Source organism: Rhizobium sp. CRRU65 (assembly GCF_048551595.1).
GTDB classification, from domain to species: Bacteria; Pseudomonadota; Alphaproteobacteria; order Rhizobiales; family Rhizobiaceae; genus Rhizobium; species Rhizobium leguminosarum_J.
The window spans coordinates 73,237-94,723 of the sequence record NZ_JBLYZH010000007.1 but is presented as its reverse complement, the minus strand read 5'-3'; the positions used below and the strand labels follow the sequence as shown (position 1 = coordinate 94,723).

The 21,487-nt window shown below is 59.2% G+C and carries 22 protein-coding genes; 5 read left to right on the top strand and 17 right to left on the bottom strand.

Annotated features, from left to right (window positions below; translation table 11 throughout):
• Nucleotides 1–3: 3 nt before the first annotated feature.
• From metK to lnt, 3 genes are all read right to left on the bottom strand, one after another.
• The gene (metK, locus tag ACM5SV_RS16345; protein ID WP_017995851.1) at nucleotides 4–1,242 is read right to left on the bottom strand and encodes a methionine adenosyltransferase; all 1,239 of its coding nucleotides are present in this window, start codon (nucleotides 1,240–1,242) and stop codon (nucleotides 4–6) included.
• 178 nt (nucleotides 1,243–1,420) lie between these two features.
• Nucleotides 1,421–1,837, bottom strand: coding sequence for a helix-turn-helix domain-containing protein (locus ACM5SV_RS16340; protein ID WP_003556045.1), 417 nt, complete (start codon nucleotides 1,835–1,837; stop codon nucleotides 1,421–1,423).
• A gap of 150 nt (nucleotides 1,838–1,987) precedes the next feature.
• On the bottom strand, nucleotides 1,988–3,592 hold the full coding sequence (gene lnt / locus ACM5SV_RS16335; protein WP_222015205.1) for an apolipoprotein N-acyltransferase: 1,605 nt from the start codon (nucleotides 3,590–3,592) through the stop codon (nucleotides 1,988–1,990).
• A 367-nt stretch (nucleotides 3,593–3,959) separates the two neighbouring features.
• Between lnt and ACM5SV_RS16330 the strand changes: the two genes are divergently transcribed.
• Together ACM5SV_RS16330 and ACM5SV_RS16325 are read left to right on the top strand one after the other, a co-directional pair.
• Nucleotides 3,960–5,222, top strand: a complete 1,263-nt coding sequence (locus ACM5SV_RS16330) for an adenylate/guanylate cyclase domain-containing protein (protein ID WP_222015207.1) — start codon at nucleotides 3,960–3,962, stop codon at nucleotides 5,220–5,222.
• 263 nt (nucleotides 5,223–5,485) lie between these two features.
• Nucleotides 5,486–5,806, top strand: a complete 321-nt coding sequence (locus ACM5SV_RS16325; protein ID WP_017995854.1) for a DMT family transporter — start codon at nucleotides 5,486–5,488, stop codon at nucleotides 5,804–5,806.
• A gap of 114 nt (nucleotides 5,807–5,920) precedes the next feature.
• On the opposite strand, the gene ACM5SV_RS16320 is transcribed toward ACM5SV_RS16325, so the two are convergent.
• From ACM5SV_RS16320 to ACM5SV_RS16300, 5 genes are all read right to left on the bottom strand, one after another.
• A complete protein-coding gene (locus tag ACM5SV_RS16320) occupies nucleotides 5,921–6,427 on the bottom strand; it encodes a DUF302 domain-containing protein (RefSeq protein WP_012755769.1) in 507 nt (168 codons plus the stop codon).
• Between the two features lie 72 nt (nucleotides 6,428–6,499).
• Nucleotides 6,500–7,492, bottom strand: coding sequence for a nitrilase-related carbon-nitrogen hydrolase (locus ACM5SV_RS16315; protein WP_221962162.1), 993 nt, complete (start codon nucleotides 7,490–7,492; stop codon nucleotides 6,500–6,502).
• Between the two features lie 60 nt (nucleotides 7,493–7,552).
• Complete coding sequence (locus ACM5SV_RS16310; RefSeq protein ID WP_012755771.1) at nucleotides 7,553–8,146, bottom strand: hypothetical protein; 594 nt, start codon at nucleotides 8,144–8,146, stop codon at nucleotides 7,553–7,555.
• Nucleotides 8,147–8,148: 2 nt separating this feature from the next.
• Nucleotides 8,149–9,528, bottom strand: coding sequence for an acetamidase/formamidase family protein (locus ACM5SV_RS16305; RefSeq protein ID WP_012755772.1), 1,380 nt, complete (start codon nucleotides 9,526–9,528; stop codon nucleotides 8,149–8,151).
• Nucleotides 9,529–10,137: 609 nt separating this feature from the next.
• Entirely contained in the window at nucleotides 10,138–10,773 is a 636-nt protein-coding gene (locus ACM5SV_RS16300) for an FMN-dependent NADH-azoreductase (RefSeq protein WP_113546657.1), read from the bottom strand.
• Nucleotides 10,774–10,999: 226 nt separating this feature from the next.
• On the opposite strand from ACM5SV_RS16300, the gene ACM5SV_RS16295 reads away from it, so the two are divergent.
• The 3 genes from ACM5SV_RS16295 (at nucleotide 11,000) to ACM5SV_RS16285 (ending at nucleotide 13,487) form a co-directional block, all read left to right on the top strand.
• Nucleotides 11,000–12,421, top strand: coding sequence for a PLP-dependent aminotransferase family protein (locus tag ACM5SV_RS16295; RefSeq protein ID WP_012755774.1), 1,422 nt, complete (start codon nucleotides 11,000–11,002; stop codon nucleotides 12,419–12,421).
• A gap of 209 nt (nucleotides 12,422–12,630) precedes the next feature.
• A complete protein-coding gene (locus tag ACM5SV_RS16290) occupies nucleotides 12,631–13,080 on the top strand; it encodes a carboxymuconolactone decarboxylase family protein (protein WP_026157551.1) in 450 nt (149 codons plus the stop codon).
• Nucleotides 13,081–13,196: 116 nt separating this feature from the next.
• Nucleotides 13,197–13,487: a chorismate mutase gene (locus ACM5SV_RS16285; RefSeq protein ID WP_017995859.1), complete on the top strand. Its 291-nt coding sequence runs from the start codon at nucleotides 13,197–13,199 to the stop codon at nucleotides 13,485–13,487.
• 338 nt (nucleotides 13,488–13,825) lie between these two features.
• Here the strand turns inward: ACM5SV_RS16285 and ACM5SV_RS16280 are convergent, their stop codons facing one another.
• The 9 genes from ACM5SV_RS16280 to ACM5SV_RS16240 form a co-directional block, all read right to left on the bottom strand.
• A complete protein-coding gene (locus ACM5SV_RS16280) occupies nucleotides 13,826–14,959 on the bottom strand; it encodes a hemolysin family protein (RefSeq protein WP_222015209.1) in 1,134 nt (377 codons plus the stop codon).
• On the bottom strand, nucleotides 14,956–15,471 hold the full coding sequence (ybeY, locus tag ACM5SV_RS16275; protein WP_012755778.1) for an rRNA maturation RNase YbeY: 516 nt from the start codon (nucleotides 15,469–15,471) through the stop codon (nucleotides 14,956–14,958). The genes ACM5SV_RS16280 and ybeY overlap by 4 nt, the downstream gene beginning before the upstream one ends.
• Nucleotides 15,471–16,520 carry a PhoH family protein gene (locus ACM5SV_RS16270; RefSeq protein ID WP_003556049.1) on the bottom strand — a complete coding sequence of 350 codons (1,050 nt, stop codon included), beginning with the start codon at nucleotides 16,518–16,520 and terminating at the stop codon, nucleotides 15,471–15,473. The genes ybeY and ACM5SV_RS16270 overlap by 1 nt, the downstream gene beginning before the upstream one ends.
• An 18-nt stretch (nucleotides 16,521–16,538) precedes the next feature.
• The gene (miaB, locus tag ACM5SV_RS16265; RefSeq protein WP_012755779.1) at nucleotides 16,539–17,960 is read right to left on the bottom strand and encodes a tRNA (N6-isopentenyl adenosine(37)-C2)-methylthiotransferase MiaB; all 1,422 of its coding nucleotides are present in this window, start codon (nucleotides 17,958–17,960) and stop codon (nucleotides 16,539–16,541) included.
• 317 nt (nucleotides 17,961–18,277) lie between these two features.
• The gene (locus ACM5SV_RS16260; protein WP_017995863.1) at nucleotides 18,278–19,075 is read right to left on the bottom strand and encodes a lysophospholipid acyltransferase family protein; all 798 of its coding nucleotides are present in this window, start codon (nucleotides 19,073–19,075) and stop codon (nucleotides 18,278–18,280) included.
• Nucleotides 19,076–19,102: 27 nt separating this feature from the next.
• Nucleotides 19,103–19,531 (bottom strand): Fur family transcriptional regulator, encoded by a 429-nt coding sequence (locus tag ACM5SV_RS16255; protein WP_003544875.1) that lies wholly within the window; start codon nucleotides 19,529–19,531, stop codon nucleotides 19,103–19,105.
• An 82-nt stretch (nucleotides 19,532–19,613) separates the two neighbouring features.
• A complete protein-coding gene (locus ACM5SV_RS16250; protein ID WP_017995865.1) occupies nucleotides 19,614–20,114 on the bottom strand; it encodes a GNAT family N-acetyltransferase in 501 nt (166 codons plus the stop codon).
• Nucleotides 20,111–20,773: a tRNA (adenosine(37)-N6)-threonylcarbamoyltransferase complex dimerization subunit type 1 TsaB gene (gene tsaB, locus ACM5SV_RS16245; protein WP_222015211.1), complete on the bottom strand. Its 663-nt coding sequence runs from the start codon at nucleotides 20,771–20,773 to the stop codon at nucleotides 20,111–20,113. The genes ACM5SV_RS16250 and tsaB overlap by 4 nt, the downstream gene beginning before the upstream one ends.
• A gap of 88 nt (nucleotides 20,774–20,861) precedes the next feature.
• Nucleotides 20,862–21,428 (bottom strand): NifU family protein, encoded by a 567-nt coding sequence (locus ACM5SV_RS16240; protein WP_222015213.1) that lies wholly within the window; start codon nucleotides 21,426–21,428, stop codon nucleotides 20,862–20,864.
• Between the last annotated feature and the right edge of the window lie 59 nt (nucleotides 21,429–21,487).

Sequence of the window (21,487 nt, the reverse complement as noted above, 5' to 3'; positions counted from 1 at the left end):
ATCTCAGGCCTTCACGCTTTCCTTGAGCGCCTTCACGAGGTCGGTGCGCTCCCAGGAGAACGAGCCGTCGCGGCCGGCCTTGCGGCCGAAATGGCCATAGGCGGAGGTCTTGGCATAGATCGGCTTGTTGAGGTCGAGATGGCGGCGGATACCGGTCGGCGAAAGGTCCATGTTCTTGCGGATAGCCGCTTCGATCTGATCCTCGGTGACCTTGCCGGTGCCGTGCAGGTCGACATAGATCGATAGCGGCTGAGCAACGCCGATCGCGTAGGAGATCTGGATCGTGCAACGGTCGGCAAGGCCGGCGGCGACGACGTTCTTGGCAAGGTAGCGGGCGGCATAGGCGGCCGAACGGTCGACCTTCGTCGTGTCCTTGCCGGAGAATGCGCCGCCGCCATGCGGAGCGGCACCGCCGTAGGTGTCGACGATGATCTTGCGGCCGGTGAGGCCCGCATCGCCGTCCGGTCCGCCGATGACGAACTTGCCGGTCGGGTTGATATACCACTTGCAATCGTCGGCGATCTTCAGTCCGCCGAGCGCTTCGCGGATATAGGGCTCAACAACGGCGCGAACCTTCTTCGAATCCCAGCTCTCGTCGAGATGCTGGGTCGAAAGCACGATCGAGGTTGCTTCCGACGGCTTGCCGTCGACGTAACGCACGGTCACCTGGCTCTTGGCGTCGGGGCCGAGCTTGGCGACTTCGCCGTCGCCCTTCTTGCGGGCAACTGCGAGCAGCTGCAGGATCTTGTGGGAATAATAGATCGGGGCTGGCATCAGGTCCGGCGTTTCGCGGCAGGCGTAACCGAACATGATGCCCTGGTCGCCGGCGCCCTCGTCGCCCTGCTGGTCGGCGGCGCTATCGACGCCCTGCGCGATGTCGGCCGACTGCGAGTGCAGGAGCACGTCGATCTTCGCCTTCTTCCAGTGGAAGCCGTCCTGCTCGTAGCCGATATCCTTGATGGCGCGGCGGGCGGCGGCCTTGAACTTCGAAGGATTGATGACGTCCTTGCCATCCTTGTCCTTCTTCATCAGGCTCGGCGGCAGGCGGACCTCACCGGCGATGACGACGCGGTTGGTCGTCGCCAGCGTCTCGCAGGCAATGCGCACGCCCCATGGGTTGACGCCGGTCTTGGCCGCTTCGCGGTAGACCAGATCGACGATCTCGTCGGAGATACGGTCACAGACCTTGTCCGGATGACCTTCGGCAACAGATTCGCTGGTAAAGAGATAATTCGCGCGCATTTCGGGATTCCCCTCAAAGAACAAAAGCCAGCTAGTAGGTACTCAGTTCGAGGCCTGATGACAAGCGCAGAAGGACATAAATATATCTTTATATCTGCGGCAAAGTGACAAATTTTGCCCCAAAAACGCAAAAAAGGCGGCCTTTCGACCGCCTTTCGAATTCTGCGCCGGTCTTGGTTCAGTCGGCGTCGGCTTCAGCGGCCAAGGCTTTCACCAGCTCCACGACCTTGCGGCGAACCTTGGGATCGGAAATCTTGACGAAGGCGCGGTTGAGCTGCAGGCCCTCCGAGGAAGACAGGAAATCGACGACGTAGTTCGAGCTGGAGGTTTCCATGCCGCCGCCGGCATTGGAATGTTCGCCGGGCGCGTCCTCGAAGAAAAACGACACCGGAACATTGAGGATGTTCGAGATGTTCTGCAGACGGCTTGCGCCGACGCGGTTGGTGCCCTTTTCGTATTTCTGGATCTGCTGGAAGGTGATGCCAAGGCTTTCGCCAAGCTTTTCCTGGCTCATGCCCAGCATCGTACGGCGGAGACGAATACGGCTGCCAACATGGATGTCGATCGGATTCGGCTTCTTCTTGTTTTCAATCATGGTCGTGCCCTAGCTAAGAATTTCAACTGTTTCTAACCGGCATGCCCCTGATCCATCCCAAACGCCACGTTGCAAGCGGTGAGGAACCCACCTTCGAACATACGTTAAGAACGCCGATTGTCATCACTATGCAATTTTAGGGGTTTTTGGTCAATTCAACCCGGAAATAAAACCTCTGCGAGAAATTAGCGCAATCAAAATCAGCAGTGCCTCGGTCAACCAGAAGTATGTTTGCCGGGGGATTGTCGTTCCAAGTCCCGCACCGATGCTATCGAGCGTTGCATCGACGAAGCCGGTTTCTCCAAGATCGAGGCCCGCAATAATTTCCCCATGGGCATTCACCAGCGCTGAAATGCCGTTATTGGCGTCGCGAATCAACGGCAGGCCGGTTTCGACAGCCCGCACGCGCGCCTGCTGGAAATGCTGGTAGGGGCCGGGCGTCAAGCCGAACCAGGCATCATTGGTGATATTGAGGATTGCGTTGGCGTCTTTAATGTCACCGGTCATTTCGCCGGGAAAAATGATCTCGTAGCAGATCAGCGGATAGAGATTGAGCCCGCCGGGCAGCGCCAGCAGGTGCCGGCTTGCCGCGGCCGAAAAGCCGCCCGGAATCTCGACGACGTTCTGGATGCCGAATTCGGTGAGCACGTCCTCGAAGGGCAGATACTCGCCGAAGGGCACCAGATGCACCTTGTCGGAGGCGGCGATGATCTGTCCGCGGCCGTCGATCACGTAGATGGAATTATAGTAGCGCGGCGGCGTACCCGGTCCCATCTCCTCGGCGCGTACGGCGCCGGCAATCAGGATCTGATTGTCGTCGAGCGTATCGGCAATCCGCGTCAGCGCATCCTGGTTGTCGGTCAGGATGAAGGGGATCGAGGTTTCCGGCCAGACGATGATGTCGGGTTTGCGCCCGCCATTCTTCGGCGCTTCGGCCGACAGCTTCAGATGCGTCTCGAAGATCGTGGCGCGGTCGACGTCGTTATCCATTTTCTCTGTCTGGTCGATCGCCGGCTGCACCAGCCGCACCACCGGCCGCTTGTCCTCAGGCAATATGTCCGGCCGCGGCGCGAGATGGAGAGCGTAAGCGCCATAACCCAGATGGGCGGCAAAGAGCAGGACGGCGAGCGCGATGCCCGGCCGCGCCCCTTGCCGCGTCCCGGCAAGGGCAGGCGCGGAAAAGACGAAGACGGCAAGGGCCGTCACGCCCATCGCCCCGATCAGATGCGCCGACTGCATCATCAGCGGAACCGGCATCATGCCGTAGCCGATGGCGTTCCAGGGAAAGCCGGTGAGGATCACGCTTCGAAGCCATTCCATCAGCCCGAAGCCTGCCGCAAGCGCGGCGATCCGCCCCATGCCATCAGACCAGAAGATGCGGGCAAGGGCGGCCGCCAGCCCGTAGAAGATCGCAAGACAGGCCGGCAGCCCGAGGATTGCCAGCGGCAGCGCCCAGGCGAATTCTTCCTGATCGACCAGCAGCGCATGGCCAACCCACCAAAGGCCGGCGACGAAATAGCCGAAACCGAACAGCCAGCCGGTGGCAAACGTCGGCCACAGCCTGCCGATCAGGCCGCTTTCAGGCGAAGCCGCCGCCCCGTCGATCAGCCAGACGAGCAGCGTGAAGGAAACGAACATCGCCGCGAAAAAGCCGATGGGCGGCAGCGCCAGCACCGCGAACGCCCCGGCGGCGATGGCCAGCAGCGACCGTTTGAAACCCCAGACGAGGATAACCCTGTCTGCAAGCCGCTCCATGCGCACTCCCATCAAACCGCGAATCAACCCATCCGCAGTCTTTCAAAAAAGCGGCTCTTTGTCCCGTCAGTTGGGTTGCCATTGCGCGCCTGAGCGCAGGCTGTTGGCGAAAGCGTTTGGCGCAAGCGCTTTAGAAGCATTGGCTGCAAGGGAGCGCTCTGCCGCCCGTCCCGCGGGAGGGGGCCGCAGGATTTCTTCCTCAGGTACCGACCTGTCGAGCCAGAGCCAAGGCGTTGCCGAGGCATCGTCGGCGAGAGTCCCGGCAAGAGCCCCTTTATGCCCTAACCGAAGACAAGGTTCTTGGCTCTTTCTGCTTGTGGCCAGTTGCAGCACGGTAGGCTGTCAGTTTCACAACAAGGACCGTAACATGCTTCTACCCGTGGAGAATAATGCCGTTGCTGCTCGGGGCACGGACAAGCTGGTGCATGGCGCCGAGGTCGCCTCGGCTTCGCCGATTATCGATTGGCTGGCCGGAGACGAATGCCATGCACTGGATGAGGCAGGGGTCATTTCAGGACTGGGCAGCCGACTTCGATCAATTGGAGTGCCAGTCGATCGATTGGCACTCTACCTTATAACGCTGCATCCAGAATATTTCGGTAGGAGCATTGCCTGGACGGAGGAAGAACCCGTCGATATCGAGGATCGCCAACACGGGACCATTAGCCTGGCGTTCATGGATAGCGCAATATCTCACGCAATGCGGACGAGAAGAACAGTCGTGGTTGGCCGTAGCGGCGTCGGAGCAAGCTGGCAGTGTCTGAGGACCTTCGCGGATCGCAACCTCGAGCAATTGATCGTCTCACCTCTCTGCAATTCTGACGGCCCGGTTAGCACCGCCTCTTTTGCGACGCGAAAACCGACCGGCTTTACCGACATTGAGCGCCAAATCATTCAGCGCGTTTCGCCCGCGCTTCGTAACGTCTGTGAACTGCTGACGCTTCGAAAAGTGGGGAACACCATGCTTGATACGTACATCGGCCCCTACACGGCGCAACGTGTTCGGGCTGGCCACATACGGCAAGGCGAGGTTGAGTCCATCGACGCGGCGTTGCTGCTTTGCGACCTGCGGGGTTTCACCAAACTTTCCAACCGCCTGCCACCCCAGGAGGTCATGCAATTCGTCAATTGTTACTACGATAAGGTCGTACCTTCGATTACAGGCAACGGTGGTGAAGTCGCCAAGTTCATGGGAGATGCCGTTTTGGCTTTCTTCCCGGCGTATAGTGCCGAATGGGCGGCAGCCTCCGCTTATAACGCCGCGATAGAAATCTCGACCCGAACGGCAGAAGCCACCGGTATCAAGATGGATGTTGGCATCGCGCTGCACTATGGCATCGTCAACTATGGAAACATCGGCTCCGGCGGCCGTCTTGATTTCACGTTGATCGGACCAGACGTCAATCTGGTGAACCGGATACAACATGTTTGCAGCGAGGAAAGTCGCCAGTTGCTGATGTCGCGTTCATTTGTGGAAGCACACATTGGTTGTGAGCGCCTTCCCATCGGGCATCGCCAATTGAAGGGTTTCGAAAGACCCGTTGAGCTCTTTCAAGGCCCAGAGTTGGATCGCAAGCTGACGATCGACGTGCCTCATTCCGGAAGCATATCCAAACAAGCTTGCTCTTAAACGGCATAGGCATGTTCCAATCCTTGCGATGTGGGGATTGGGCGTGACCCATTCGAAGCCACTTCGGAACGTCGACCCGAGGGTCACTTTTCAACCAGCCCAACCGGATCGTCGTCCACGTATTGGAATGCCGATGTGCCTCTAAACAAGGCGTTTTCTCCGCAACCATCGCTCCCAGACACAAGAGGAATTCCTAACTCGCAAACCAGGCACCGACCACCATGGCGGGCGGTAAGCCCGGCAAACAAAGAATGGATTAACCGATGGCATGGGCATTATTGAGTATCGCCGGCATCCTCGAAATCGCATTTGCCTTGTGTATGAAGATGTCCGAAGGTTTCACGCGGCTAATACCGACGCTGATTACAATCGCGGCTGGATTGTCGAGCGTATTTCTCCTTTCACTTTCCCTGCGTACACTCCCAGTCGGAACCGGCTACGCCGTCTGGACGGGCATCGGCGCGGCGGGAACGGCAATTTTCGGGATGATGTTTCTTGGTGACCCGCCAACACCCATGAGGTTCGTTTGCATCATGGCGATCTTATCGGGAGTGATTGGTCTCAAACTCGTATCGGCGCAATGAGCGCCATTAGCGCCCAGCTCCCGGGCATGCATGACTGCCTGCTAGGTTCGCACTTCACCTAAAGGCAGCGGATGTAAGAGCGCTTGTCTGCCTCCCGGGAATTGCTCGAGGATATCAGGCCGCTGCCGCAACCAGGCAATCATAGATTTGTTGATCGAGATGCTCCGCGACGCTTGTCACTCTATCATCGTTGAACTGCCCAAATAGATCCGACGGTCGATCGTATTCCAAGGTCGCAGTCCCTTCTTCATTTTCATAGAGCATGATCCTCAATGGCGCGTACAATCCTGCTGGCAGCTGGTGCTTCGTCATTTCGCTAGAAATCAGCACATTGCCGATAACGTATTGAAGCGCGTGGCGGCTTCCGCCACGAATCGCCAGCCAGTCCCCGTGCGTTGCCACGGAAAATATGATCAGCCCGGCGCTGCCCTGTAATCTTTCCAACTCCTTCTTGACCCTGACGAAGTCGCCATCCCGAAGTATTTTCCGGATCCCATTGTCAAAGTGAGGCAGCTTTTCGATCTTCGTCTTGACCTGGTCGAATGATCTTTTGGATACGATGCGAATATGCTCGATCCAGACCGGGGTGCGAACCACGCTTATTCCGTTGCTGTCGGTCATCGTTGTATCCTTTCAAAAGCCGACGGTGAGAGTTCAACGATCAAGTTCCGGAGGGCGAAGCTGATGCGGTAATCAGACCAACGCAGGACCTCCTTCAGTGACCTCGGCAGTATTCGTCGGCACGGACGGCGTGATGCGCTCATGCACGTGAATTGTCGGCGTACGATCGATCAACAGACTGAGCAGTTCGGGCCGGCTATAGTGTCCGCGTGAATCCATCAGCTGTTTGCGTTTGTCGATCAGGGTGAAGTCGAGATCAGCAATCACGACGCCTTCGCCTGAGCGCAATGGTTCCCCGATCAAGCTGCCGTCCGGTGCGACAATCGCGGTAAAGCAGCCGCTGGAAATCGGACCGATACTACAGCCGGTGTCTTCCATGACCTGGGCCTGTTGCTGCGGGTCGAGCCAGGCTGTTGCATTGACCACGAAACAACCGGATTCCAGCGCGTGCTGCCGGATGTTGACAGCCATCTGTTCGGAAAACAGATCCCCCCCAAACGAGCCGGGATACATTGCCGAGTGAATTTGCTCGCCATCAGCCATGAGCGCGAAGCGCGCAAGCGGATTGTAATGCTCCCAGCATGCGAGTTGGCCGATACGTCCCACCGCGCTGTCGACAGCCCGAAGGCCAGACCCGTCTCCATATCCCCAGATCATCCTTTCATGGAAGGTCGGTGAAATCTTGCGGCGTCGCTGCAACAAAGTACCATCGGCATCAAACAGCAACTGGGTATTGTAGATCGTGCCCCCGTCGCGTTCATTGACCCCTATGGAAACGACCACCCTCGCTCGCTTACAGGCTTCAGCGATGGTGCGTGTGGTGTCAGATGGGATGGTGACCGATTGATCCAGCAATCGCAGATGCTCTTTTCCTGTCCGCAAGTCATAGGCGGACTGGACGAAGGAGAAATACGGGTAATATGGGACGACCGTTTCGGGAAAGGTCGCGAACTGGACCCCCTTGTCACCAAGGTCGGCGATCTTGGTGACGACTTTGTCGACCGTTTCTTCACGGCTGTAAAGCGAGGGACTGATCTGGACCGCGGCGGCCTTTACGATTGTCATTGTCAACCTCAATTCTGATTGCTGGTCACACGAGGTGTGATGCTCACGTCGTCACGATTGTCAGATGGTTTCGCCCGTAAAATAAGCGTGAGCTCCTCGGTGCACGGGGATCAGCCCATCGGGTGCGACGGCAGGTCTCGGCAGTAGGTTTTTGTGCTCGGTCAGTGTTTGCGCGACGGCATAGGCATGACTGTCCGGAAAATCCGTTCGGCTCACCAGCACGTGGCTGTCGAACGACACGATGAGCCTTAATGGCAGATTGCGAATATCGGCGAAGGGCGGTCCGGCGGCGAAGAGCGCCTCGGCGCTCTCCCTCGTCATGATGGCGATATCCTGCTGGCGTGTGCCGATGAGGACCCCGACGCGCCGTGTGTCAGCGGCGCGGATCAGTCTTGCGCGCGAAGCAGGCAGAAAACGTTCCAGCACCTCTACTGCCGATTCCGACAGGTCACTCGCGACTGCATCGTCTCTCTGACCGACGAGCAGAAGGCGGTACCGGCGGTAGGTCCGCGTCAAGCCGTCGGGTTCCATATCGGCGAACCAAAGTCCGGCGGGCCTGTGGTGTGTCTCGGTGGTCGTAGCCGCCGGGCGGAACCCCGTAAGCACTGAAACGGCTAAGCCTGTGCCTAAGGTCAATAGGGTGCGGCGTTGCATGATCATTGCTCCTTGAACACGTCGCGATTCAAGATCGCCGTAACCCCCACATTGGGGTAGTCGACGACCTGCGCTATGTTGAGGTCGACAGCGACACTGGTCAGAACGTAAGCCTGCTCGCGGGTGAGTCCCTTGGTCTTGACCAGAAAATCGATCATGTTGAGCGTGGCGTTTCGCGCTGCTAGCGTGAGATCCTCCGAGAGGTTTGCGAGCGGAGCAATCTTCTCACCACCAAGGTAGGTCTCAAAAACAGGCAGTTCGCCTTCACTCTTAACCGGGAGACCTGAGATCGCGTAGAAACTCGATGGCGCAAGCTGCTTGAGCTGTGAACCGCCTTCGAAATGCATTGTAGTCTGAAGCTTGGCACCACCTGGTCTGACCTGGGCCTCGAGTGTCACCCTACCACCCGTCTCGATGGCGGTTCCGGCCACCTCGCCGCCGCCCATGGCAAAGTGGACGTCACCGGCAAACAGACCACAACCGTCGATGAAGCATGGCAACAATATCGTCGTACCGACAATTGTTTCCCTGGCGTCAACGTTCCCTCCGTTCTCACGCGGCGGAACGGTGCGTAGGCATTCGGACTTTGCTGTGCCATCGACGCCACAGAGATCTGCTGGTAGCGCTTCAACTGGCTGCGGCGTCAGCACTGCACCGCCTGCATCGGCAAGCTCCTGCTCGCGCTTAAGCCATTTTTGAAGTTCTTCCTTGTCTGGAAGCACACCAATGGTACCCATGAAGGAGTTGTTTGGCACCGAGATGCCGGGCATGTCTTTGGAGCGTGCTTCCAGGCGGTTCAGATCCCAGTGAACAATGTATGGATCGGTGAACAGATCTCTCAGGAAACCGAATCCCGGAACGACCGTGGTCGTCCCGAATTCGTCAGGCTCGATGTCCACCACTGTCACGGCAATAGAATCGCCCTTCTTGGCCCCTTCAATATAGACGGGGCCCGTCAGGGGGTGGCAGCGGTTCAGGTCGACGGCCGCGACGTCCTCCGCGGTCGACGAAAAATCAAGGTCGGAATCCAGCCCATCACGGGTCTCGAGAATGAATTTCTGGCCAGGCTTCACACGCGCAACTGGCTTAACCGCATAGTGAACTCGGTTAAAGCAGTTTGGATCATCCTTGCAATGTTCGCCCGACTTCGCGACGATCACTGGCCTTGGCCCCTTGACGTCACTGGTATCGGCGAAGGCACCGCTTCCAACAAGGAACATCGCAACTGCAGGTGCAGCACATGCAAATTTTGACCTTACGCAGTGTGCTGGGATGCGAGGAACCGCAGCCCACTTGCTGATCTTTTGCAAGGGCTCCTGAAACCCGTTGAAATTTCTGGAAACCGCAGCTGAAGTCTTTCGATAGTCGATACGGCTGTTCATGGCAATTTCCTTCCATTTTGGAGACGAGGAACGCAACACGCAAAAATATATCCCCGCGAATTCGAGGTCTATTTCGCGATAGGTTCGTCGATGCTTTGACATATTGGCGAAAAGAGCGTGCCGCATATGCAGCGACGATCTGCTTCTGTTTTATTGAAATCGAGATGTCGATAGAAGGACCATGATTAGACTTCATTATTAGTCCATGAGTGCGTTGCGTCACACTAGGGCCATCACGCACTCTTTCGCACGCAGCCTCGGCAGGCTAGGGCATGTCCCGTAACCCACCTGCTGGCTGCGGAAGGCTCAGATAGTCGTTCTAAATGAAGACATTGCCTCTCATGGGCCGCCACCGCCGCGGTTCAAGTTGGGCGTTGGCCTCCGGCCGGATCGGCAAAGAACATCTTATCGGGATCATGCAAACGGACGTTCGCATTTTGCGCAGGTTGCCGAGCAGTGCAATCTGCCGCAACCTTGAAGATAAGTAGATTGCTGAAGGTCGCTGACGAACGCGTTGTTGTCAGATTTAGCAAGCTTGGCGCGATAACGATCGAAGCCGACAGCACTGAAAGTTGACCCTGCGACTTTAACCCCACCCACCATTCTCGATCAGTAAGTTGGCACCGCGATCAGATCGGGATGGAAAGAGGCAAAGTGTTCACGGACCAATTGATCCGTGTTGCGTCTTATCGAAGCAAGCTCATTGACGTGCGAGCCTGTTCCTTGGACCGAGAATATCGCTACGTTATGTAGGCCGATCATGCCTAGGATTGCTGTCAGGTATGGCGTGAGAAAGTCGGGTTGTTGCGGGTGCTCACCGGAGAATCGACCGCCCGAGGAGATGGCGACGAAGACGGGGCGATCCTGTAGCGTCCCGACCTTTCCAAACTTGCTGATATTGAAGGTCCTCCGCGTTCGAACGATATGATCGATCCACAACTTCAAGGTCGCGGGGAGCGTCAAATTATGCATTGGCGTAGAAATGACCACGACGTCCGCAGTTTCCAGCTCCAGTATCAACTCCTCAGACTTGGCCATGGATCCGAGTTGAGACACGTCTTTGGAGGAGCCTTGGGAAACCGCGTAATCCTCGTCGATCGGCGGGATGGCGCCTTGGCCAATCACACGGTCGATTACCGTTGCGTCGGGATCGCTCTGCCGCAACTGGCTGATGATCTGTTGCGAGAGTCGATAGCTCTCGGATGCTTCCCCGCGAGGACTGCAGCTGACATGAAGCACTCTCATTGGATCCACTCCTGATCTTGCGCGGCACCGGCCGCATTAATGAGCGTACAGGCCGGTCAAAGCAGACCCAAGGTCCAAGAACGGTAAACGAATCTGGACCATCAATGCGATTGCAGGTACCGGCGCTTACGACACTCACGTCACAAGATCGGTGACCTTCGTGCTGTCGGTTCACTGGACGATATGGTACAGATCTTTGCAGCGAAGCTGAAATGACGACTGGCCCATGACCGTCGCGAAGAGCAACGACTTTCCGCCACTAGATCCGAACGCAGGCGTGCCTTTCTATCGGCAAATCTACGATCGGTTCCGCGCCGCCATTGCCTCGGGCCTGTTGAAGCCCGGGGACCGGATACCCTCGGCGCGGGCGCTGACAAAAGAACTCGGTTTGGCAAGAGGTACGATCGAATCGGCATATTCTTTGCTCGCAGCCGAGGGATACATCGAATCACACGGTCAAGCAGGTACCGTTGTAACACCGGGCCTCAGTACGCTCACGCCTGTGCCTGTCCCAGCCCTGCAGCAAATAAGCAATGCAGCGGAGGTTAGCTTTCGTCCGGATTCCATTTTGCCGTTTCAGATGGGCTTGCCAGCCCTCGATGCATTTCCTCGGAAGATCTGGGCGCGGCTGGGCGCGGGATGCGTCCGCGCTATGCAGCCGTCTGATATGGTCCATCCTCCAATATACGGCCTACCCGCACTGCGAACGGAGATCGCAACTTACCTGCAGGTTTCGCGAGGAATTGGCTGCTCACCTTCTCAGGTATTCATAACATCAGGTTATCGCCACACCATAGAACTGATCGCCGACACTTTGTTGAAGGCAGGAGACCACGTCTGGCTTGAGGATCCGGGGTATCCGCCAACGCGAGAGATATTCAGACACATGCAAATCACGACCGTCCCAGTGCGAGTGGATCAAGACGGGATGGTGATATCCGATGGCTTGAAGGCGGCCCATGGCGCTGTTGCAGCCGTTGTGACGCCCGCACACCAAAGTCCACTGGGCATGTCTTTGATTTTGCCGCGGCGATTAGCGCTCCTGGACTGGGCCGCGAAAAGTAAGTCTTGGATTATCGAGGACGACTATGACGGCGAGTACCGCTACGTTAGTCGTCCGCTGCCCGCGCTAAAGAGCTTGGATCGCAATGGGCGTGTCCTCTATTCCGGCACCTTCAGCAAGGTTCTCTTTCCGGGTCTTCGACTAGCTTATCTTGTCGTCCCGGAAGACCTGGTCGAGCGGTTTGAGCATATCAGCCAAACTTTAGCGGGAGGGAGTCCTGAGCTTACACAAGCAATCGTCACCGCGTTCATCAAAGAGGGGCACTTCGCGCGTCATATCCAACGGATGCGAAAACTTTATGCTCAGCGCAGGAAAGCAACGGCGATAGGCCTCGAGACGGTCCTTGGAAAGCACATGAGCATTGCCTCCCAACCGGGTGGGATGCACTTGATTCTCCAGCTGAAAAACCAGCACTCAGACCGCTTGCTTTCAGCGCGTATGCGGGAAAGCGGACTTTACGCGGAGGCCTTGGCCGATTGGACGATGCTTTCGGAAGCGCCGGCGGCCCTGCTCGTCAACTTCACGAACATTGGCAGCCAAAGCGTGGCGGAGCACCTCGCAAAGCGGATATTGCAACTCATGTGAATAGTGAATTTTCAGAACTTGTGCGGCAGGGCGCAATCTTGCCGTCAGCGGCAGTTCCAAGGGCAGCTCCTTCAAAAAGAAACGATCGCCTTTTGCCGGTAGTGTCCATCAAGGATTGCATGGCCCAGTGCGCAAGTTGCTTCATGGCCCTTCTCGACTGGTGCGAGATTGGACATGATCCGTCCTACAGTCGCAACATGGATTTCTTCATGGCGGATCGCATTGATTGTGCCAGTGCTTCCCCTGACGGTTTCAACGCCTTCGCGGGCGTTCGCGCCGCTGTTGAGAAGAGCGACCTTCCCAAGCAACTGTTCGATCTGGTTTATCTACGAGTTTCGCAAATGAATCGCAGTGCGCTTTACGTCGACGTACATTCCCGCAGTCTCCTGGAGTTAGGGCTGACCGTTGAGAAGCTCGGGCAAGTGCCCATATGGCGAAACGCTGGTCACCTATTCAACGCCCGCGAACGAAGCGCGCTGGCGTGGGCGGAAACCGTAACACGTGTCGCCGAAACCGGCGTTCCTGATAGCGATTATGAGGCTGCTGCTGTCGAATTCAACAACAAGGAACTAGCGGACCTGACATATGCGATTGCCCTGATGAACGCTCTGAATCGAATCGGGATGGCGTTCCGCTCAACGCTCTCTGGAAAAGCTTGAAGCAGCCTCGCCGGTTGTTCAGATTTTGCCAACGCATCCATTGGCCAAATGTGTCTTGGATTTTGCGCGACAGTGTCGCGACAAACAGACGTGACCACAACTAAAGGGTACCCACGATGACATCGACTTTTCCGCACGAGCTCCTCGCCTTGCGTGCCTCGATAGACAACATTGACGCCGCGTTGATGCATATGCTGGCAGAACGTTTCCGTTGCACAAAGGCGATTGGGGCGCTCAAGGCTAGGCAAGGACTCCCCGCCTCTGATCCCGAGCGCGAACAATCACAGATCCAAAGACTGCGCTCACTCGCGTCGACATCGGGTTTAGACCCTGACTTTGCCGAGAAATTTCTGACCTTCACGATCAACGAAGTGATCCGACACCATCGGGCAGCCGCGGCAAGGTGATCGCGACGCAGCGCTCTTAGAAGGTCTCGTTCGGCGGTCCGAAAGAACAGTTGGAACAATATCGGGAAATCCACGGCATTGTCCGTGGCTGATCGCAAGGCCGTTCCTGATGCTCCCCCAAGATGATCTCGGTGATGCCGACGGGTTTCGATATTCGATAATTAGTCGGGCTTTTCGCTTGAGGCTCACCGTAAGCCAGACCTGAAGCGGCCGCGTGCAATTTCTCGACCGGCCTCTCGCCGCCGGCTTCAAACCACGCCCAGACACCAGAGGACAAGCCTTGATCACGTCCTCGGGCAGGCCCAGCGCTTTCCGACATCCCGGATCGCGCCCTTCTGTCAGTTGGCGGTCGATTCCGCCGGCCGGTCGTCGCCGGGAGCAGCGTCACCATCCGCCTTGGCGCGGCGGCGGATCGCGTGGCGCTTGCGGGTGATGCGCAGCCGCTTGATGCGGCGCGGATCGGCGTCGAGGATGTGGAATTCGAAGCCCGGCAGCGCCTGGACGACCTCGCCGCGCACCGGGATGCGGCCAAGTGCTGAGAAGATCAGGCCGCCCAGCGTATCGACCTCGTCGACCTGCTCGCTGATGTCGAAATCCGGCCCGATCGCTTGGGCGATCTCTTCGAGCTCGACGCGGGCGTCGGCGATGAACATGTCCTCGGCGACGCGCTTGAACATCACCTCTTCATCGTCATGTTCGTCATCGATGTCGCCGACCACCATTTCGACGATGTCCTCATGCGAGGCAAGCCCGTCGGTGCCGCCATATTCGTCGATGACGAGCGCCATCTGCGTGCGGTTCACCTGCATGCGGCGCAACAGGTCGGACGCCAGCATCGACGGCGGCACGAACAGGATCTTGCGGACGATGCCGGCCTCGGCCAGCGTCTTTTGCAGGTCGACGCGGGCGAGATCGAAATTCGGCTTGGTCGAACGCGTGGTCTTCTGGATGTTTTCGGGCGCGACCTCGATCGCCGGCACGACGGTGGTCGGCTTCGCCGGGCCGCGGCGCTTGTTGCGCGCCTGCTTGGCGACATAGGAGAGCAGGTCGCGAATGTGCACCATGCCGCGCGGATCGTCGAGCGTATCGGCATAGACAGGCATGCGCGAGCGGCCGGATTCCTCGAAGAGGATCATCAACTCGCCGATGGTGATGTTCTGGTCGACCGCTTCGATATCGGCGCGCGGCACCATCACGTCGGCGACGCGGACCTCGCGAAAGCGCAGGATGTTGTTGAGCATCGCCCGTTCGTCGGGCGAAAAGGCGTCGTCGCCGGCCGCATCGGTCATCAGCGCGTCGGCGAGATCCTCACGCAGTCGCGAGCCCTGCTGCGGGCGAAGGATACGCGCGGCGCGCGACCAGAAGGATTGCGATCGGCCGGATGGCCGACTACTACTGCCCGCCTCGTCGGAAGAGGAGGATGGCTCGGAGTCCTTGGCGTCTGCCGCCGGCTTCGTCGTAAAGTCGCTCATGGTTCCATTTTAAGGTCTTGACCCTCGTAGGGATCAGATAGGCCGAGCTGGGCCAAAATGCGAGTCTCCAGCCCCTCCATAATTTCGGCTTCGGCACTATTCATATGGTCGTAGCCGAGAAGATGCAAGAAACCGTGCACCAGAAGATGGGTCAGGTGGTCGTCGAAACTCTTTTCGAGCTCGGCCGCTTCCCGCTCCAGCGTCTCCCGGGCGATGATGATGTCGCCGAGCATCGGGCCGGGCATCTTGCCGGGCTGAACCGGAAAGGCCGGAAAGGAGAGCACGTTGGTCGCCTTGTCCTTGCCGCGCCATTCCGCATTGATGTCCTGGATCGAGGCATCGTCGGTGAAAACAAGCGAAACCTCGGGCGGCAACGTCGGGAAGGGCTGCTTCTCGCTGTCGCTGAGATAGACCACTGCTGCGCCGAGCACGCGTTCGCAAAACGACAGCAGCGTCTCCTCGCCGGGCCAGCCGATGTCCTCGACGCTGATCTGGATGTCGAGTTCGGCCATTAGCCCTGCCGGCTGACGTCTTCGGCGACGGCATACGTGGAATCATAGGCCCTGACGATGCGCCCGACCAGCGGGTGGCGGACGACGTCGGTATCCGTGAAGCGCACGATCGAGATGCCCTCGACGCCGTTCAGAAGCTGCAAGGCCTCGACGAGGCCGGATTTGACGCCGCGCGGCAGGTCGATCTGGCTCGGGTCGCCGGTGACGATCATGCGCGCATTCTCGCCGAGACGCGTCAGGAACATCTTCATCTGCATCGACGTCGTGTTCTGCGCTTCGTCGAGGATGATGGCGGCGTTGGCGAGCGTGCGGCCGCGCATGAAGGCCAGCGGCGCGATTTCGATGACGCCGGCAGTGATCGCCCGATCGACCTTGTCGGCCGGGATCATATCGTAGAGTGCGTCATAGAGCGGGCGAAGATAGGGATCGACCTTTTCCTTCATGTCCCCGGGCAGGAAGCCGAGGCGCTCGCCGGCCTCGACAGCCGGGCGCGACAGGATGATCTTTTCGACAGCGCCGCGCTCCAGGAGCTGAGCGGCATGGGCGACGGCGAGATAGGTCTTGCCGGTGCCGGCCGGGCCGACGCCGAAAACGAGCTCGGCGCGTTCCAGCGCCCTGATATAGGCGTCCTGCGTCGGCGTGCGGGCGATGATCGTCTTCTTGCGCGTGGAAACCTGGGCCATCGTCAACTTGGCTTTGCGCTCCATGGTCGGCAGGCTGAGCTGATCGTCGGCGGCGACCGCCATGCGGATTGCGCCCTCGACGTCGGATTGTTCCACGCTGCCGCCTTTCTGAAGTTTTTCATAGAGATAGTCGAGCGTGCGCCGCGCCTGGTTGGTGGTCACAACATCGCCTGTGATGACGACCGAATTGCCGCGTGCCCGCGCATCGATGTTCAGCCGTTGTTCGAGCAGCTTGAGGTTCTGGTCGAATTGACCGAAGAGCTCGCTGGCGAAGCGGTTGTTCTCGAACGTCAGGACGAAGTGATTGGTATCGCTCGGCGTGCGGGGGTGGCGCGGTGAAGAAGAAACCAATTCTTGTCCGTTCAAGCGGTCGGGCTCCTTGGGTTAAACCGCAGCCTCTGCGCGTTCCGCAAACAGGCTGTTTGTTCCGGTTCCTGTGATTCGCACTTTGATAATGTCACCGATTTGCGATGCTTTTGCATCAACATTCACGGATTGAAGCCAGGGAGAACGTCCGATTAGTTGTTCCGGCATGCGACCGGGCTTTTCGAGCAACAGGTCGATCTCTTTGCCGATGCAGGATTCGGCAAATTCCTGCTGCTGCTTCAGGAGAAGCATTTGCAGGCGTTCCAGCCGTTCTGCCTTGATCTCTTCCGGCACCTGGTCCTTCAGCTCCGCGCCGGGCGTGCCCGGCCGCGTCGAGTATTTGAACGAGAAGGCCTGTGCATAACGGACCTCCTCCACAAGTCTCAATGTATCCTTAAAATCCTCATCTGTCTCCCCCGGAAAGCCGGTGATGAAATCGCCCGACAGCGCGATGTCGGGCCGCACCGTGCGGATGCGCTCGATCAGCGTGAGATATTCGGCGGCCGTATGGCGCCGGTTCATCGCTTTCAGGATGCGGTCCGAGCCCGATTGCACCGGCAGGTGCAGATAGGGCATCAGTGCGCTCAGGTCGCGATGGGCATTGATCAGCCGGTCGTCCATGTCGCGCGGATGGCTTGTGGTATAACGCAGCCGCGCAAGGCCGGGGATCTCGGCCAGCCGGTAGAGCAGGTCGCCGAGGCTCCATGCCTCACCTTGCGGCCCGGCGCCGTGCCAGGCGTTGACGTTCTGCCCGAGCAGGGTGATCTCGCGCACCCCGCTGTCGGCGAGCTTTTCGGCCTCCTCGACGATCTGCGAAACCGGCCGCGACACTTCCGAGCCGCGTGTATAGGGCACGACACAGAAGGTGCAGAATTTGTCGCAGCCCTCCTGCACCGTCAGGAAGGCGGTGACGCCGCGGGCGCGGATCCTTCGGCTCTCGGCGATCGGCAGATGCTCGAACTTGTCCTCGATCGCATATTCGGTATCGACGACGCGCTGGCCTTGTTTGGCCAGGCGTAGCGCTTCCGGCAGGCGGTGGTAGGTCTGCGGGCCGATGACGACGTCGACGGCGGGTGCGCGGCGCAGGATCTCCTCGCCTTCGGCCTGGGCGACGCAGCCGGCAACGCCGATCATCATCTCCCGTCCGTCCGCCGCCTTCTTCTTTTTCATATCGCGGAGCCGTCCGAGCGCCGAATAGACCTTCTCGGCCGCCTTCTCGCGGATATGGCAGGTGTTGAGCAGAACGAGGTCCGCCTCTTCCATATCGTCCGTCGGCTCGTAGCCGTCGCGGGCGAGCGCATCGCTCATGCGCATGGAATCGTAGACGTTCATCTGACAGCCATAGGTCTTGATGAAGACCTTGCGGCTGTTGCTGCCGTCGTGGAGGCTGTCGCTCGGAATTGCCTCGGGGGCCTGGAGAAGGGCGCTATCCTGTGTCATGGCGCGCTATTTAGTGGTTTTTGCCGCCAGAGAAAATCGAAATCTTCTTCTAGAGCCTTTCCTGGTCAGATTGAAGCATTCTGTTGGCTCAAACGGAGTCGGATGGTCGACCGGCCGGCGTGTCGTAGCCCGGCTCTACGGCCAAGCCGGCCGGTCGATCAGCCGGCCCGTTTCAGCCAACCCGAAGGGCCGGGCATCTTTCCGCCAGGCCAAAGGCGATCGGCTCGGACGTACCAAGAGGTATACCCTTCGCCAATCGCCTCTGCCCTGACGAAAACCTGCTCCGGCAGAATGCTGCAATCTGACCAGGAAAGGCTCTAAGAGATTTCCCGCCCGCGCAGGCGGCTGTTCAGGAGGTTGCGGATGCGCAAGGCGATCGTCGCGCTCACCTCCTTGCGGCTGGTCTCGGCGCGGTAGTCCACCGCCTCGCCGAAGGAAACTTCGGCGTCGATGGCGCCGCAGCGTACGATGTCGATGAGATGCGGCAAGAGGTCGAGATCCCCCGGCCAGGCGGCGAGCCGCCGGTGATAACGCCCCATGGCGATGCCATGCACCCTGGTATAGGCAACCGCCACCGGCTGCACCACGACCGTTCCCGTCGGTGACGTGGGCACCGCCATCGCGGCGGCGCCAAACAGCGAGGACTTGACCTCCAGCAGCCGGTTGCCGTCCGAGGTCGTGCCCTCGGGAAAGAGCACGACGATCTCACCGTCGGCCATGCGCCCGGCGATCTCGTTTGCCTGATGACCAGTCTTGCGCCGCTCCTCGCGCACGACAAAGACGCTCTTCTGCAGCTTGGCGAGCGTGCCGAAGATCGGCCAGTCACGCACCTCGATCTTGGCGATGAAGACGACGTCGGCAACGGCCGACATCACCATGATATCCAGCCAGGAGGAATGGTTGGAGCAGAGCATCAGCGGCCGGCGATCTTCCAGCTTGCCCGTGACGCGGACGCGGATGCCGAGGCAATAGCAGACGATCCGGTGCCAGGTGCCGGGAAGCCTGCGCCGCAGCCGCCAGTCGAACCGCAGCGCCAGTACCTGCAGCGGCATGAGCACGATGCTGACGGCGAGGATAACGACCGCGGCGAAGGCGATTCGCAGCCAGGCGATCAAATGCTGGTCTCCCGGGCTGCCATTGCTTCAGAGATCTTCTTTCTTCAGCGGAACGCCGTAGAGCTCGAGGCGGTGGTCGACCAGCCGGAAGCCGTGCTCGCGGGCGATGCGCTCCTGCAGCGCTTCGATCTCCGGCGAGCGGAATTCGATGACCGTGCCGGTCTTCAGGTCGATAAGATGGTCGTGATGTTCTTCCGGCACCGTTTCATAGCGCGAGCGTCCGTCGCGGAAGTCGTGGCGGGCGATGATGCCGGCATCCTCGAACAGTTTCACGGTGCGATAGACGGTCGAGATCGAGATCTTCGCATCGACCTTCACCGAGCGGCGGTAGAGTTCTTCGACGTCGGGATGGTCTTCCGAGTCTTCCAGGATGCGCGCGATCACGCGGCGCTGCTCGGTCATGCGCATGCCGCGTTCGGTGCAAAGCTCCTCAAGGGTCTTGGCTACATCAGTCATCGCCGGCCTATAGAGATATTCGTGTTTCGACAACGCCGCACGGCATTTGCGCCAGCCTGCATGTTATCTCGCTGCCAGGGAACTACCGAAGAACGCGCTTCATGACAAGCGCCGTGGAGAGGGCGCCGTTTTCTTGTTTGTAATAACCCTGACGTTCGCCGACCTTTTCGAAGCCGAGCTTGCGGTAGAGGCCAAGCGCTGCCGTATTGCCGTTATCGACCTCGAGAAACATGCTCTCGCCGCCGCGCGACCGCGCTTCCCGCATCGCCGCCTGCATCAGCCGCCAGCCAAGCCCGGCACGGGCGACCTTCGCCTGCACGGCAATCGTCAGGATCTCCGCTTCGCCGGCGACATGGCGGGCAAGGATGAACCCCGGAAGCGGCTTTTTCAGGATGGCATTGGTCTGGCGCGCGACGAAGCCGAAGACGGTATCCTGCATCAGCAGGCCGTGAAATTCACCGTCGCCCCAGGGGCGGGCGAAGCGCTCGCCGTGCAGGATGGCAACATCGCGGCAATCCTCGCGCTCCATGGCGATGATCTCGAATTCCGGTTTCAGCGTCAGATAGGCTTCCAGCATCGTCATACTCGTCGCGCAATTGCGTACCCGGCCTGCGGCTTGGCATCGGGTCCGCGCAGATAAAGGGGCTTCGGCTTTCCGGAATCGGGGGAGGCGGCAGCGCCCAGGCGCGCCACGATGGAGATCGGGAATCTGTTGGTATGATCGCCGCCGGCGCCGGCCTTGAGGAGGGGCGTCGCCGAACCGGTAATCTCGCCGTCGAAGCCGGCGGCAAAAGCCTGCGCTTGCGCAACGCTGACTGCCCGTGGCGCGTCGAGGGGCGAACCGTCGGCTGCGAAGGACTGGAGGTAGATTTCGTCCCGCTTGGCATCCATCGCCGCCAGCACGGCGCGATGAGGCGTCTTGTCGCGCTGGGCTGATGCCATGACTTCAAGCGTGGTGATGCCAACGGCCGGCACATTCAGGGAGAGCGCAAAACCGCGGGCTGCGGCAACGCCGACACGGATCCCGGTAAAGGAGCCGGGACCGATGGTGACGGCAAGGCGGTCGACATCCGAAAGGGCCAGTCCCGCCTGATCGAGTGCGCGATCGACGATACCAATCAGATGTTCAGCATGCCCCTTGCCGATCATGTCCGATGCCTCCCCCAGCACCGTATTCCTGCCGCTGTCAAAGACGGCGGCAGCGCAGTCCACACCCGCCGTGTCGAGCGCCAGAATGATCATGCCATCAATTTCCGAATAAACCAGTGTCGCCTATCGATAAATCCGTTCGGCCGAACCCGAGATGAACGGCCGGACGAATTTAGGATTTTTAAGCGGCAATCACTTCCTGCACTTCCGGAACGAAATGCCGCAGCAGGTTCTGCACGCCGTGCTTCAGCGTTGCCGTCGAAGACGGGCAGCCGGCGCAGGAACCCTTCATGTTCAGAAAGACCTTGCCGTCCTTGAAGCCGCGGAAGGTGATGTCGCCGCCGTCCTGGGCAACGGCTGGGCGCACGCGGGTTTCCAGAAGCTCCTTGATGGTCAGCACGATCGATTCATCGCCTTCGTCAAAGAATTCGTCGCCGGCATCGGCGTCTTCGGAAAGGATGGAGGCATCGCCCATGACCGGCTTGCCGGACATGAAGTGCTCCATGATCGAGCCTAATATAGCCGGCTTAAGATGTTGCCAGTCGGCATTATCCTTGGAGACGGAAATGAAATCATAGCCGAAATAGACGCCGGTGACGCCTGATATTTCGAACAGGCGGGCAGCGAGCGGCGAGGCTTGAGCCTCCTCAGTGCTGCGGAACTCGGCCGTGCCGTTTTCCATCACCACCTTGCCCGGCAGGAACTTCTGCGTGGCGGGATTCGGCGTGGCTTCGGTCTGAATGAACATCTGATTCTCCATGCGGCCGGCCCATGGTCTCGGCCGTCTTTAGAATTCTTCAAAAGAAG

Bases quoted from the DNA above. Each gene is read 5' to 3' on its own strand.
- ACM5SV_RS16240 (WP_222015213.1), bottom strand. From the start codon at position 21,428: ATGTTCATTCAGACCGAAGCCACGCCGAATCCCGCCACGCAGAAGTTC.
- ACM5SV_RS16310 (WP_012755771.1), bottom strand. From the start codon at position 8,146: ATGCAACGCCGCACCCTATTGACCTTAGGCACAGGCTTAGCCGTTTCA.
- ACM5SV_RS16300 (WP_113546657.1), bottom strand. From the start codon at position 10,773: ATGAGAGTGCTTCATGTCAGCTGCAGTCCTCGCGGGGAAGCATCCGAG.
- tsaB (WP_222015211.1), bottom strand. From the start codon at position 20,773: ATGATCATTCTGGCGCTCGACACGGCGGGTGTGGACTGCGCTGCCGCC.
- ACM5SV_RS16305 (WP_012755772.1), bottom strand. From the start codon at position 9,528: ATGAACAGCCGTATCGACTATCGAAAGACTTCAGCTGCGGTTTCCAGA.
- metK (WP_017995851.1), bottom strand. From the start codon at position 1,242: ATGCGCGCGAATTATCTCTTTACCAGCGAATCTGTTGCCGAAGGTCAT.
- ybeY (WP_012755778.1), bottom strand. From the start codon at position 15,471: ATGGCCGAACTCGACATCCAGATCAGCGTCGAGGACATCGGCTGGCCC.
- ACM5SV_RS16315 (WP_221962162.1), bottom strand. From the start codon at position 7,492: ATGACAATCGTAAAGGCCGCCGCGGTCCAGATCAGTCCCTCGCTTTAC.
- ACM5SV_RS16320 (WP_012755769.1), bottom strand. From the start codon at position 6,427: ATGACCGACAGCAACGGAATAAGCGTGGTTCGCACCCCGGTCTGGATC.
- ACM5SV_RS16325 (WP_017995854.1), top strand. From the start codon at position 5,486: ATGGCATGGGCATTATTGAGTATCGCCGGCATCCTCGAAATCGCATTT.
- ACM5SV_RS16340 (WP_003556045.1), bottom strand. From the start codon at position 1,837: ATGATTGAAAACAAGAAGAAGCCGAATCCGATCGACATCCATGTTGGC.
- ACM5SV_RS16290 (WP_026157551.1), top strand. From the start codon at position 12,631: ATGGCGGATCGCATTGATTGTGCCAGTGCTTCCCCTGACGGTTTCAAC.
- ACM5SV_RS16295 (WP_012755774.1), top strand. From the start codon at position 11,000: ATGACCGTCGCGAAGAGCAACGACTTTCCGCCACTAGATCCGAACGCA.
- ACM5SV_RS16330 (WP_222015207.1), top strand. From the start codon at position 3,960: ATGCTTCTACCCGTGGAGAATAATGCCGTTGCTGCTCGGGGCACGGAC.
- ACM5SV_RS16250 (WP_017995865.1), bottom strand. From the start codon at position 20,114: ATGACGATGCTGGAAGCCTATCTGACGCTGAAACCGGAATTCGAGATC.
- ACM5SV_RS16255 (WP_003544875.1), bottom strand. From the start codon at position 19,531: ATGACTGATGTAGCCAAGACCCTTGAGGAGCTTTGCACCGAACGCGGC.
- lnt (WP_222015205.1), bottom strand. From the start codon at position 3,592: ATGGAGCGGCTTGCAGACAGGGTTATCCTCGTCTGGGGTTTCAAACGG.
- miaB (WP_012755779.1), bottom strand. From the start codon at position 17,960: ATGACACAGGATAGCGCCCTTCTCCAGGCCCCCGAGGCAATTCCGAGC.
- ACM5SV_RS16285 (WP_017995859.1), top strand. From the start codon at position 13,197: ATGACATCGACTTTTCCGCACGAGCTCCTCGCCTTGCGTGCCTCGATA.
- ACM5SV_RS16280 (WP_222015209.1), bottom strand. From the start codon at position 14,959: ATGAGCGACTTTACGACGAAGCCGGCGGCAGACGCCAAGGACTCCGAG.